The organism is Bifidobacterium aesculapii (genome assembly GCF_001417815.1).
GTDB lineage: Bacteria > Actinomycetota > Actinomycetes > Actinomycetales > Bifidobacteriaceae > Bifidobacterium > Bifidobacterium aesculapii.
Window position 1 is genome coordinate 1 of record NZ_BCFK01000076.1, and the last position, 12301, is coordinate 12301.

Annotated in this window: 10 protein-coding genes; 6 read left to right on the forward strand and 4 right to left on the reverse strand. The window is 61.1% G+C overall.

The features are described 5' to 3' along the window. Window positions 1–1201 (forward strand): ABC transporter substrate-binding protein (locus BFAL_RS10140; RefSeq protein WP_055428259.1); only part of this gene is annotated, 1201 nt, incomplete at its 5' end. Between the two features lie 226 nt (window positions 1202–1427). Here the strand turns inward: BFAL_RS10140 and BFAL_RS10145 are convergent. The 3 genes from BFAL_RS10145 to BFAL_RS10155 all read right to left on the reverse strand — a co-directional run bounded on the left by BFAL_RS10145 (window position 1428) and on the right by BFAL_RS10155 (window position 5142). Next, window positions 1428–2192, reverse strand: a complete 765-nt coding sequence (locus BFAL_RS10145; protein ID WP_082440536.1) for a GNAT family N-acetyltransferase — start codon at window positions 2190–2192, stop codon at window positions 1428–1430. An 885-nt stretch (window positions 2193–3077) separates the two neighbouring features. Beyond that, window positions 3078–4586 (reverse strand): MFS transporter, encoded by a 1509-nt coding sequence (locus BFAL_RS10150; RefSeq protein ID WP_160319060.1) that lies wholly within the window; start codon window positions 4584–4586, stop codon window positions 3078–3080. A 226-nt stretch (window positions 4587–4812) separates the two neighbouring features. Then, on the reverse strand, window positions 4813–5142 hold the full coding sequence (locus tag BFAL_RS10155) for a winged helix-turn-helix transcriptional regulator (protein WP_055428261.1): 330 nt from the start codon (window positions 5140–5142) through the stop codon (window positions 4813–4815). Between the two features lie 195 nt (window positions 5143–5337). Here BFAL_RS10155 and BFAL_RS10160 point away from each other — a divergent pair, with 195 nt between their 5' ends. The 5 genes from BFAL_RS10160 (at window position 5338) to BFAL_RS10180 (ending at window position 10834) form a co-directional block, all read left to right on the forward strand. Next, a complete protein-coding gene (locus tag BFAL_RS10160) occupies window positions 5338–5979 on the forward strand; it encodes an SDR family oxidoreductase (protein ID WP_055428262.1) in 642 nt (213 codons plus the stop codon). An 86-nt stretch (window positions 5980–6065) separates the two neighbouring features. After that, window positions 6066–6350: an NAD(P)H-dependent oxidoreductase gene (locus BFAL_RS10165; protein WP_160319061.1), complete on the forward strand. Its 285-nt coding sequence runs from the start codon at window positions 6066–6068 to the stop codon at window positions 6348–6350. A gap of 1417 nt (window positions 6351–7767) precedes the next feature. Beyond that, window positions 7768–9276 carry an ATP-binding protein gene (locus BFAL_RS10170; protein ID WP_055428264.1) on the forward strand — a complete coding sequence of 503 codons (1509 nt, stop codon included), beginning with the start codon at window positions 7768–7770 and terminating at the stop codon, window positions 9274–9276. A gap of 425 nt (window positions 9277–9701) precedes the next feature. Beyond that, the gene (locus BFAL_RS10175; protein ID WP_055428268.1) at window positions 9702–10151 is read left to right on the forward strand and encodes a MarR family winged helix-turn-helix transcriptional regulator; all 450 of its coding nucleotides are present in this window, start codon (window positions 9702–9704) and stop codon (window positions 10149–10151) included. An 8-nt stretch (window positions 10152–10159) separates the two neighbouring features. Then, entirely contained in the window at window positions 10160–10834 is a 675-nt protein-coding gene (locus BFAL_RS10180) for a hypothetical protein (protein ID WP_201780457.1), read from the forward strand. Window positions 10835–10971: 137 nt separating this feature from the next. Here the strand turns inward: BFAL_RS10180 and BFAL_RS10185 are convergent, their stop codons facing one another. After that, window positions 10972–11481, reverse strand: a complete 510-nt coding sequence (locus BFAL_RS10185; RefSeq protein WP_152973652.1) for a GNAT family N-acetyltransferase — start codon at window positions 11479–11481, stop codon at window positions 10972–10974. Between the last annotated feature and the right edge of the window lie 820 nt (window positions 11482–12301).

The following is a 12301-nucleotide window of genomic DNA, read 5'->3' on the forward strand; positions in this document are numbered from 1 at the left end:
GTCCAGCACGAACGACACCGCCGTATCCGGTTCCGGCGACTCCGCCTCCAAGAAGGTCGACACCTTCACGCTCGGCGGCCTGTGGCCCGAAACCGGTTCGCTCGCCTACCTCGCGCCGCCCGAACTCGCCGCTGAAAAACTCGCCGTCAAGGACATCAACGATGCCGGCGGCGTGCTCGGCAAAGACGTGACCACCGTCGACGCCGACACCTCCGACGCGGACCACGCCGACCAGAACACCTCCGCCACGCAGTCCGTGCTCAGCAAGAACCCGTCGTTCATCATCGGCCCGGCCTCCAGCTCCGTCGTCAAGAACGTATACAAGACCATCACCGAACAGAAGATCCCCATGCTCTCCATGGGCGCCACCAGCTCCGACTTCTCCGGCCTGAGCCCCTACTTCTTCCGCACCGTCCCGCCGGACACCGTCCAAGGCACCGTGCTCGGCCAGGTCATCGCACAGGACGGCGTGAAGAACCTCGCCGTCGCGGTGTTCAACGACGAGTACGGCACCGGCCTGCGCGACACCGTCGTCAAGACCGTCAAGGATTCAGGCGTCAACATCGTCTACGGTGAGAAGGACGCGTTCGACCCGACCGAAACGAACTTCTCCTCGATCGCCACCGCCATCAAGGCGTCCAACCCGGACGCCGTCGCCGTGATCGCGTTCGACCAGACCAAGCCGCTCATCAAGGCGCTCGCCTCCGCCGGCGTCGACACGCACAAACTGTACTTCGTCGACGGCAACACCGCCGACTATTCGAAGGACCTCGACGCAGGCCTCCTCGAAGGCTCGAAGGGCACCATCCCCGGCGTCATGGCCTCGGACGACTTCCAGAAGCAGCTCGTCGACGCGTACGGCAAGGACATCGACACCTTCACCTACGGCGCCGAAACCTACGACGGCATCATCCTCGCCGCGCTCGCCGCGCAGAAGGGCGGCAGCGCCGACGGCGAAACCATCCAGAAGAACATGGCCGCCGTCTCCGGCGCGAACGGCGGCACCGAATGCAAGTCCTACAAGGAATGCCTCGCCGCTCTGAAAGACGGCAAGGACATCCAGTACAAGGGCCTGACCGGCATCGGACCGTTCAACTCCAGCAACGATCCGAGCTCCGCCAACATCGGCGTGTACAAGTTCGACGGCAAGAACGTGCCGAACTTCGACCACGCCCAGGAAGGCAAGGTCCCGACCAAGTAGTGTTCCGGCCGAATAACGTTCCGGCCGGGTAGTGTCCCGGCGGAGTAACGCGGGCACGAGGCGACGTCCCCTCATCGGGGCGTCGCCTCGCGCCCGCGTCTTGCATATGGTGGGTGCCGCCGTTCGGCCATTCATTCAGGCTGTCGTGCGGGCCGTTATTCGAACCGCCGTTCGGCTGTCATTCGGATCGGCATTCGCCCATGCGAGGTCGCCCATGCGGGTTCGTTCAGGCCATCCGCCCGGGCCGTTGGCTCAGACGCATGTAGTCGTCGATATCCTGCTGGTATACCGCACGATTCGCATAGATGCGGCGCGACGCTGCGTCCGCAGTGAGATCGAAATCGCGGCGCACGACGACGAAACCGAGACGTTCCGCAATCAGACATGATGTGATGTTGCGCGCGAGGGAAGTGACGAAAACGGGAATCGTCGGATTATAGAGTTTGGCGGCCTCGATGCCGTTGGAAGCCAGATAGGAGCCGTATTTCCGATGCCATAGGTGCGGCGGCACGGCGTAGCGCATGTCCATGGCGTCGCCGCAGCGTCGGACGCCTCCCGTGCCGAGAAAGCGGCCTCGGTCATCGCGCAGAATCCAATAGCCGATGTGGTCTTGTTGCCAATCCGTGATCCACTGTTCCAGCATCGACCGCGTCTGCGCAATGCTGGTGTGACGGTGGTTCGGGCAATTCCACCATGTGCGCGGATCCGCGAACAAGGCATGCAGGTCATCGAGATCGTCCATCGTCGGCTGCGTCAGATGCGGCCCGTTGTTGGGGCGTGCTGTGGAATTGTCGCGAATCGCTGATGCTGTGCGGCCGTTGGTTCGTGGCGTGGCCTGTGTGCGGGGCCGCCGTGCCGGGGCGCCGCTTGTCCTTGTGTTTCCGCGCGCTGCGGCGCGCGCGTCATGATTCTCGATATGCTGTTGTTTCTTGTTGTTGCATGCCATTATGCAACCCTCTTTTCTGATTTCCCCCCGAGAATAACCCCGCATTAAGACTTCATATACCCCCTATTCAGATAGTGGGCAGCTGCACTGCTGTTGAAGAGCAATATCTGAGGCTGAAACCGGGGGATAGGGGGCCTCAGGGGGTAAGGGGTATGGGCGGGGGTGGAGTTGCGGTGACGACGCACTGCATTGCGGCGCTATCTGCGCTGCGCTCGTCGACCCCTGGTTATCCAACTCTGGTCATCTGTGCCGTGGCCTTTTACGCTGCGGTCTCTGTGTTGTGATCATGTGTTGCGGTCGTTGGTGCCGGTGCCGGTGCCGTACCGGACGGCGCTCGGCAGCCATTGGTGGCAAGGGACGCTGACGGCAACCTGTGCGATCGGGTGACGAATCTGCGCAGATTCGTGGCGAACCTGTGCAGTCGAGGCGCGAACCTGCGCAGTCGAGGCGCGAACCTGCGCAGGGGGTTGCTGAAGAACCCATGGAAACAGGTTGCCCGGCGCATGGTGCGGTGGCTGAAAACCCTGCAATCAAGCCGTTTTGCGATTCGGTGATTTTGGAATAACGGCGGCTCTTCAGACAGGGGCTGCGCAGGTTGCGGTCGTGATTGCGCAGGTTGTGCTCGAGACTGCGCAGGTTACGGTCGAGACTGCGCAGATTCGTCTGGCCGACATGTTCCAGATGCATGAGAATGGCGGCGGCTGCCCGGGGTGTGCTCTGGATCGCGCAGGTTCATCGCCAACTTGCCCTCGCGGTCTTGGCTGTGGGGTACTTCACGATGTCGGAATGCCGAAGAAGTGTACGACGCCTTGGTATCATGCCACCAAGCACATTGGGGGATTGGAAGTGCCTTCGCCGGCGTCGACTTGCCGATATCGGTTAGGAGAGGACAGGGTGTTGATCACGGTTTCAAGACTGCGGTCGGCATGGTCAGTGAGTATTCGACGCGTCGCGGCCTGCAAGCAACGCGATTCCGCATTGTGCGGCGGCGAGTGCGGTGAACAGGATGAGCGGCGCGGTCCATCGGCCGCCGGTCAGTTCGGCCAATGCGCCGAACGCGAGCGGTCCGACCGAGGCCAGCAGGTAGCCGATCGATTGGGCTATGCCCGAGAGGGCGACGGTCTCGGCCGGAGTGCTTCCACGCAGGGAGATCAATGTGAGCGCCACCACCAGTGCCGCGCCTTGGCCCATGCCTCCAATCAGGCTCCACGGCAACGAGAGGTTGGGCAGCAGCATCCATCCCATGCCGGCGACCACCATCGGCAGGCTGGCTACGAGTGCGGCGCAGCGCTGATCGCCATGCACCCGCATCAACGCGGGAATAAGCAGCCCGGAAAGGATGCCGAGCGACTGGAACACGAAGAGGTGTACGCCGGCAGTGGCATCGTCGAACCCCGCAGCCGAGGCCACAGCCGGCAGCCAATTGCACATCGTGTAGAACGCGGCCGACTGTAGGCCCATGAACATCGTCACCCACCATGTCATTGGTCGTCTCCACAGTGGGGTGGTTTCGGATGGGTGGTTCGCGTGGATGGTCGCGTCGGCATTGTGACCGGTATGTTGCGGGTCGGTATGTTGCAGGTCGTTATGCCGTGGAACGTTATGCCGCGGGACGGCCTGATGGGTGCCGGCTTCGGTCTGCGGGCGGGGGCGGACAGACTGCTCGCCGATGGTGCCCATGGTGCGTTCGGCGGTGCTGCCGGTGCGTTCGGCTGAGCTGTCGGTGCGTTCTGAGGTGTGATCGGCGGTGCGCTCTTCAGTATGTCCGTCACTCCCGATGCCTGTGCTGTTGTGGATTACACGCAGCGTCCACAATCCCGCCACGATCACCGCCGGCACCGCCCACGCCGCCAATGCGCCGCGCCATCCGCCCAGCCGATCGGCCAACGAGGCGGAGGTGAGTCCGGCGGTGGCCGACCCTGCGGTGATGCATGCCGAATACACACCGACGGCCAACGGCAGGTGTTTCGCGTAGTCGCGTTTGGCGACCACCGGCACCAGCACATTGCCTGCGGCGATGCCTGCGCCCACGGCCAGCGTGCCCAGCCATACGCCGGCCGGGCCGCCGAACGATCGGACCACGCATCCGATGGCAAGTACCAGCAATGCCGCCAGTATTGTGCGGTTGGCACCGATGCGGGCGGTGACGAACCGCACCAGAGGGCTCACCGCGGCAAACGCCCACAAGGGCATCGCGCCCAGCATGCCGAGTGTGCTCTCGCCCCAGTCCAGGTCGCTGCCGATGCGTACCAGCACCGGCCCCACCGCCGCGATGGCGGGGCGCAGGTTCAGCGCCACCAGGAAAATCAACGCCGCCAGCAAGGCGGGGGTATGAGCCGCAGGGGTAGGAGCCGTGAGGGTGGGCGCCGCAGGCTCCGTACGTCCTGTTGTGGTCTCGTTCTCGCCATTCATCCCATGCATTCCGCTCATTCCGCTCATTCCGCTCATTGTAGAGCCGTAGGGGCTTGTGACGTTTGCGCCCGGGGCAGCGCAGGCGGTGCGTCAGTGATCCGCGATGTCGCGTGACGCCGCATGGTATCGCGTGATGCCATTAGGTGCGGATGCGGGTGCGTGTGCAGTGCAGGTGGGGTGAGGTGGGCCGGTGAATAACCCACGGGAACGCCCTGTGTGGGGGCGGTTGGGCGTGCGGCCTCGTGCTGCGTGTCTAGGCGGTGAGTCCGGCCTTATAGTCCTCGCCCCAGTTCCACAGTGCGTCGATGACGGTTTTGAGGCTGCGGCCGGTGCCGGTCAGCGAATATTCGACGCGCGGCGGCACCTCGGCGTAGACCTTGCGAAGCACGAGGCCGTCGGCTTCCATCTGGCGCAGGTTCGAAGTGAGCACTTTCTGTGAGATATTGCCGATTGACCGGCGCAGTTCGCTGAAGCGTTTGGTGCCGTCCAGAAGATCGCGCACGATCAGTATCTTCCATTTGTCGGAAATCAGGGCGAGTGTTGTCTCTACGGGACACGCCGGAAGAGCGTTGACATCGACCATGAGTAACCCTTCACTATCGTTGGAATAATCCAATAGTTCCTTTTCGGTTACTATAGCACTTTAGAGTGCCTTCTTCCCTTTTGATAGGTACTCCAATACCGTGAAGTGGGTCAGTTCGTATTCGTAAGAAGCATGCCGCTGCGGAATGGCAGCGTACTTGTCCGCAGCGGCATCGTGAGTACCAAGGAGCACATCATGAGCAAGCGCATCGCAGTCGTCGCCGCCAACGGCAAGTCCGGCAGCCTCATCACCAAAGAAGCCGTCGACCGCGGATTCGACGTGACCGCCGTCGTGCGTGGCGAGAACAGGACCGTCGCCCCGCATGCAATCGTCAAGGATCTGTTCGACCTGACTGCGGCGGATCTGGCGGGCTTCGACGCGGTCGTCGACGCGTTCGGAGCGTGGACGCCGGAGACTCTCTCTCAGCATTCCACGTCGCTGAAGCATCTGGCGGACGCGCTTCCCGGCACCGATACTCGACTGATCGTGGTCGGCGGCGCGGGCAGCCTGTATCTCGATCAGGCGCATACGCTGCAGCTGAGCCAGTCCGAAGGGTTCCCGCCCGAGTTCAAGCCGCTCGCCACCGCGATGGGCGAATCGCTCGCTGAACTACGCAAGCGTTCCGACGTGCGGTGGACGTACGTTTCTCCTGCAGCCGATTTCCGCGAAGACGGCCCTCGCACGGGCCGGTATGTGCTGGCCGGTGAGGAGTTCACCACGAATGCGGACGGCGAGAGCGCGATCAGCTATGCCGACTACGCCATCGCCATCGTCGACGAGCTTGCCGCCGCGCCCGCCGACGCGCATATTGGCGAGCGCATCTCCGTGCGTTGGTGACGTTTTGGCAGGCGTCTTGCCGATACGTTCTGCGCATGGCCGGATATAGTCCGGTGACATTGACGGCAAACGCCAACGCTGTTTCAATGGCAACGACGATTATGCCAAGCCTGAAGAAGTGGCATGGCGGCGACAAGCTGCACGGCAAGGAGCTGCAGCTGGCCATCACCGTGGGCGGCGCCAAGTCCAAGTACACGCATGAGGGCGAATTCGGCGTCACCGGCCCCGAACTGCTCAAGCCGTTGGAGACCACGGCCAAGCATGTCGGTATGACGTTCGTCAAGCCGTTCGCGATTCATGGCATGTTGTCCATCACCGATGAGCAGCTTGACGAAGAAGTGCAGCGTTACGTGCGCCTGCTGTCCGAGTGACTGTGCCGCGAAGAGGTGCTTGCTGGCCTGCGGTGCGCTTGTCTGCGGCTCGCTGGGCTGCTGGGCTGCGGTGCGTGGCGCCATTGCCCAGCACTATTGCCCGGCGCACGTTTGCTGAGACTATGGGGGCCAATACCTCAACAAACGTACGCTGATGGACCGTCCGTGTAGTTGGTCATTTCCAGTTCCGGGCCCGTGTCTTCGGTTTTGCGTATGGCCGGTGGCGCCGGAATCCGGTGTGTTGGTAGAAGCCTCGCGCGTTCGCGTTGAATGTCATCACCCACAAGACGGGCCGATCGCTGCCGGTCGCGTGTTTGCCGGTTTCGACCAGCTTGCGCCCGACGCTTCTATGGTGATGGTCGGTCGGCATGCAGAGTGGGGGCGGTTCCGCCACGCTGGGCCGGTGTTCGCCTGTGCTGTGGGATTCAGTGCGGGGAACCGGGGTGGGGTGCGTTGAATCCCCCGGATTCGTGGGATTCGACGCGGTTATGGGTGGTTTCGTCGTTGAGCCCCGCGGCGTGGGCGCCGGTCCCGCAGTTGCCTGTCGGTCATGGATTGGGGGATCATTGGAATTCCGCCGTTTCGTGGTGGTGCTGGCTGGTTGTCTCCGGTCTGCCACCGGTGTTGGGTGGGTGTTGATGCGGGACTCAGCGTGAAAATCGTGCGGAGCCGCGTTGAGTCCCTCGGAATCGTGGGATTCAGTGCCGCGATTGGTCTTGGCTGCGCTGAATCCCCCGGGTTCGTGGGATTCGGGGCAAAGATTGGCTTCGGCTGCGCTGGATCCCTTGGGTTCGTGGGATTCAGGGCCGGGATCGGGCTTGGTCGCGCTGAGTCCCTCATGGGTGGTCGAGACGGACCATAACGGAGCGCGTGCGAATCGGAGAAATGCTCCGAAATCGTTGAAATGACGCCGTTTCCGGCATGAAAAAGGGCTTTCGGATTTCTCCGAAAATCCTGTTGGCGGAGGATACGAGACCCCAACCTTCATCGGGGCTCAGCACTATTGCCGCTTGGCGTTCATGGGCTTCGCGCCTCCGCCGTACCACTTCTGTTACCACGTCCATGGCGTGTTGTGACGGACTGTAACGGCATCATCCGGTGGCCGGGGCGCATGCGCGTTCGTTATGTCGTCTGTGTTGTCGTGACGTTGCTTTTCGCTTGATTCTACACTGAATTCAGTGTAGATGCAGCGAATCGTCGTCGGTCGATTGCTGAAGTGTGCTTAGTGGGAACTGCGTAGTCGCGCGTTCTCTGGTTTGTTTTCAAGGTTTGAGACCTCAATATACCTGCACGTTAAGCCGCATACCTAGGAACTTGACCCTAGAATCTAGGAAGTCTACTGTTGAACCTAGGAAGTTTCAGGGTTTGGGTTCCTAGGTTGCTTCCTAGGTTCTTCTTCGACGTGCAGGGAGGTCCCATGTTCTCCAAGGTCGTTACCGACGATGACCTGGCCGTGGCGGTGAATGCCATGCGCGAGGCCAACACCGATCTGGCCGATTATGAGATCAAGGACGCCAAGGGCGGTTTCCCGTCCTCCGTGGTGGATTCCATGGTGGCGTTCGCCAACACGTCGGGCGGCGTGGTCATTCTCGGCATCTCCGAGAAAACGTTCGATTCGGTGGACGTGGACGTAAAAATGCTCCAGAGCCAGCTTGCGCAGGCGGCGCGTGACCGCATAAGCCCGTCCATCATGGCCGACATCCTCGTGCTGCATTACGGCGGCAAGCCGGTGGTCGTCGCCAATATCCCCGAACTGGACGTGCGCCAGAAGCCCTGCTACATCCGCAAGGCCGGCAGGTCCAAGGGTTCGTATCTGCGTACCGGCGATGGCGACTACAAGATGACGATGTACGAGATCGATCGGTTCATGGAGAACCAGTACCGGATGGCCCGCAACGATGTCGCCATCGTCGACGAAGCCACAGTGGATGACTTGGACCAGACCCTGTTGAACGGATGGTTGAACATCCAGCGAGGGGGATCGTTTGGCGGCACTGCGTCCATGAGCGATGAGCAGTTGATGGTCAATCGTCGTGTGCTGGCCTACGATGCGCAGGATGTGCTGCGTCCCACGGTCGCCGGGTTGATGGCGTTGGGGGCTTTCCCGCAGAAGTTCTTCCCCCGGCTGAACATCGTGTTCTCGGCGTTTCCCACGTCGGTGAAGGGCGATGTCTCGGCGGGCGGTCGAAGGTTCGTCAATTCGCAGAACATCGACGGGTCGATTCCGGTCATGCTGCTCGCCGCGTTGCGCGCGGTGTCCCGCAACATCAGGCACGGTGCCGTGGTCAAGGGCGCTTTGCGCGAGGACGTGCCGGAGTATCCGCTCGCCGCAGTCAGAGAGGCGGTGGCGAACGCCCTGATGCACCGTGACTACTCGCTGGACGCGCAGGGAGCGCCGGTGCGTGTGGAGCTGTACCCGGACCGTTTGGAGATCATCAATCCCGGTGGTTTGTTCGGCCCGTTGACCGTGGACGAACTCGGCAAAAAGGGCAGCGCCCAGTCCCGGAACCAGTTCCTCTCGCGCATTCTGGAGGATGTACCGTACACGGATATCGATGGTCAGGTCGGTCGCGTGGTGGAGAATCGCGGTACTGGGTACGCGATCATCGAAGGCTCTCTTGCCGATGCGCTCATGGACCCGCCGGTGCCGGTGAGCACGCTGAGCGAATTCCGCATCATCTTTGGGCATCGCAGGATGACCGAGCGAGAAGGGACTTCCTACTCGCGGGATAACATGCGCCAGGCGATTCTCTCGTATCTGGCCGAGCGGAACAGCGCCAGCACATCCGAGTTGGCCAACGCGGCGGGCGTGTCCTCGAAGACCATTCGCGACTACCTGTCCGGTCTGATGGATGAGAATCTTGTCGAGGGCATCGGATCCAAGTACAGCCCCAAGCGCCGATACCGGCTGGTGGCTTCTGAGTAGCCGCATTTTTGAGTAGGAGCCGAGGCCGTGCCGAATGTTTTGAACCCGAACCTGAACCTAGGAAGTTACCTAGGAACCTAGGAAGTGGGTGTGGGTAAGGTTCCTAGGTTCGGGTGTGGGCTCGGGTCGACGGGCTGGCGAACAGGACGATGGGAACGACTTTCATACTCGGTCTGAAAAACAAAAATGCCGAGAGACTCCCCGGCTCTTGGAAGTCTCACATTGCTGCGGACCTGTGTACGGCGCAGATTGCCAGAAGACGTCGTGATTTGCAATGACGGCTGGGCAGGATGTCGTCATGGCCGCGCCGGAACGGGGCTCCTGCGCTGCTGGTGCGGATTGTGGTGGGACGTTGACGCGAGTATGAAATCATACTATTCTGTGAGTATGATTTCATACTCGAAATATGAACGGAAGGCGTGATCGTGGAATTCAGGCAGAACGAGACCTTACGGGAGTTCGATCGGCTGAACCGGCAGATCGATGGGCTCTATCATGAGATAGCCGTCGCGCGCGGGCTGTCCGACAGCGCATACGGCATCCTGCAGGCGATGCTGGTCCTGGGGGAGGGATGCACCCAGACTGCCGTGTGCCGGTACGCATGCCTGAACAAGCAGACGGTGAACTCGTCCGTCAGAAGGATGGTGCAGGACGGGCTGATCGAACTGCGTCAAGGTGAAGGTCGGGAGATGCGCATGAATCTGACCGCGCAGGGGGAGCGTGTGATGTGTGAGCGGGTGCTGCCGGTCGAACGCGCCGAAAGCGAGGTGTTCGACGAGATGTCGGTCGAGGACCAGCGGGCGATACTGCGACTGGTGAATCGCTATCTTGACTCCTTCCGCCGCAAGATCGACGAGTTGGAGGCGGCGCGTTGATTCATCGGATGCTGAATACGATCGGGCTGGGAGTACTCGGCATCGACCCCATCACCGCGGTATACATGATGTCGATGAGGCTGCGCGGGGAGGGGAAGTCTCGCATCACGTTGTTTTCCCTGTCCTTCGCGGGCTCCACGATTCTTGTGGGCACGGTGCTCGCGGCGTCGATGGGAGCTGCGGCGGCCGACGCTCTGCAAAGCATCCTGCCTGATGACGGCAGTCGGTTCTGGGCGATCGCGGAACTCGCCGTATCCATCATCATCCTGATATGGGTGGCGAAACGGGTCTTCGCCGGCCCCAAGCGCGAGGAGAAACAACCGCGTGAAATCGTTCGTGGCAGTGCGTTGGGGCATGTCGTCATGGGTTTCGTGTTCGCGGTCACCTCGTTTACCGATCCCACGTTCTACGCAGTGATGCTCATCGGTGGGGAATCGCGTAGCGTCGTCACTGCCACGCTACTGCTGGTTCTATGGTTCGTGGTCAGTCAATGCCTGGCGATGGTCGTGTATGTTGCCGTCCAATGCAATCGTCTTGACGCGCTCGCCGCCAGACTGGACGAGTGGAAGGCGCGGAACCTAGAGTCGTTCGACCTCGTGCTGCATGGCGTGCTGATCGTTGTCGCCATCCTGCTGACCGCCGATGCGACAGCCTATTGGCTTACCGGCGGGTATCTCCTGTAACTGGTGTCATGCATCCGTCGCTGCGTCGGACAAGATTGACATAGCGTTTTGGGGCAATGAAAAATGCCGGGGGACTCCCCGGCTCTTGGAAGTCTCGCATTGCTGCGGACCTGTGTATGGGACATGGTATCAGGTCTTTACCGTTGATTGGGTTCGTCTGCGTAGTTGATCATTTCCAGTTCCTGTCCCATGTCCTCGGTTTGCGTGCGACCGGTTTCGTGGAATCCGATGTGTCGGTAGAATCCTTGCGCGTTCGCGTTGAACGCCATCACCCATAGAACAAGTCGATCGTTGCCGATCGCGTGTTTGCCGGCTTCGATCAGCATCCATCCGACGCCTTTGCGGTGATGGGTGGTCAGTACATAGAGCGAGGCCAGTTCCGCCGCGTCAGGCCGGTTGATCGGCGGTCGTGGAGTGCGCAGCAGTTCCGCAAATCCGATTACCTGATCGTCGTCCAACGCCACCAATGTCGCTTGACCGCTGTTGTTCGCAACGTCGCGCGTCAGTCTCAGTGCGAAATCGGGGGTGATCGCGTCCACGATTTCCTGAGGGATGCGGCCTTGATTCAGCTCATGCCATGTGCGTGACTGGACTTGTGCTTTCTGCCCGAACCACTGCGGTTCAATCGGAGCGATGCGAAGCGTCATGAGTTTCATTGTAGGCTCGGTGTTCGCCTGTTACGGAGGACTCAGCGCGAGAAACCGGGAGAATAGCGCCCCGGGCCGATCTGACGAACAAGCCCGAAAGCCAAGCAGGCAAGGAACTGCTCAAACCCGCGCAGTAAGCCGTTGGCGACGCGACAGCATGGCTCACGCAGCTCAACCAATGGCATGGGAAAAGGATGGCGAGACGCCCAAACTAGCCCAACGACACGTCAGCAACGCACTTGGATAAGCCGGCACGCGGATAGCGCGCGGATAAGCCCCACGGACAGGGCCCACGGTTTGAACGCGGTTGGGCCTTGAACCCTTTAGCCCCTTGTCGCGGAGCCTATTTTGCAGTTGTGTGTAGTCTGCCGTGGCATACGGCGGGAATGCTGGTATCGGTATGGTGTGGAATGGCGGTTTTTAGCGGTTCTGGATTCTGGGATGTCAGTGGCGTGCCCGTGTCCCTACACACAACTGCGAGATAGGCCGCGAGAAGACGAAAACTCGAGGTCGAAACGCTTACGGACAACCGCGCTAATCGGCGGCGCGCCGACAACACATGCGAACAAGACCCGCGGTTTGACCCTTAACCCTTAAGCGGTACTGCTTAATTCACCGACTATGGCCCCACAGAAAACGGGTCGAGACATGGCAAAACGAAGAGCGGGTAGAACGGTGGAATGGCCTGAAAACATTGATATTGCGCATACCCATGCGCCACGGCACTGGCATCGACTGGAACGAGTTTCACACCCGGACCGAATGGACAGCTAACGACTAGGCCACCAGACACACATTTTGGCGTATGCCCCAAATACGG

Coding starts and splice junctions, on each gene's coding strand:
- BFAL_RS10145 (WP_082440536.1), bottom strand. CDS start 2,192: ATGCGGGGTTATTCTCGGGGGGAAATCAGAAAAGAGGGTTGCATAATG.
- BFAL_RS10150 (WP_160319060.1), bottom strand. CDS start 4,586: ATGAGCGGAATGAGCGGAATGCATGGGATGAATGGCGAGAACGAGACC.
- BFAL_RS10155 (WP_055428261.1), bottom strand. CDS start 5,142: ATGGTCGATGTCAACGCTCTTCCGGCGTGTCCCGTAGAGACAACACTC.
- BFAL_RS10160 (WP_055428262.1), top strand. CDS start 5,338: ATGAGCAAGCGCATCGCAGTCGTCGCCGCCAACGGCAAGTCCGGCAGC.
- BFAL_RS10165 (WP_160319061.1), top strand. CDS start 6,066: ATGGCAACGACGATTATGCCAAGCCTGAAGAAGTGGCATGGCGGCGAC.
- BFAL_RS10170 (WP_055428264.1), top strand. CDS start 7,768: ATGTTCTCCAAGGTCGTTACCGACGATGACCTGGCCGTGGCGGTGAAT.
- BFAL_RS10180 (WP_201780457.1), top strand. CDS start 10,160: ATGCTGAATACGATCGGGCTGGGAGTACTCGGCATCGACCCCATCACC.
- BFAL_RS10185 (WP_152973652.1), bottom strand. CDS start 11,481: ATGACGCTTCGCATCGCTCCGATTGAACCGCAGTGGTTCGGGCAGAAA.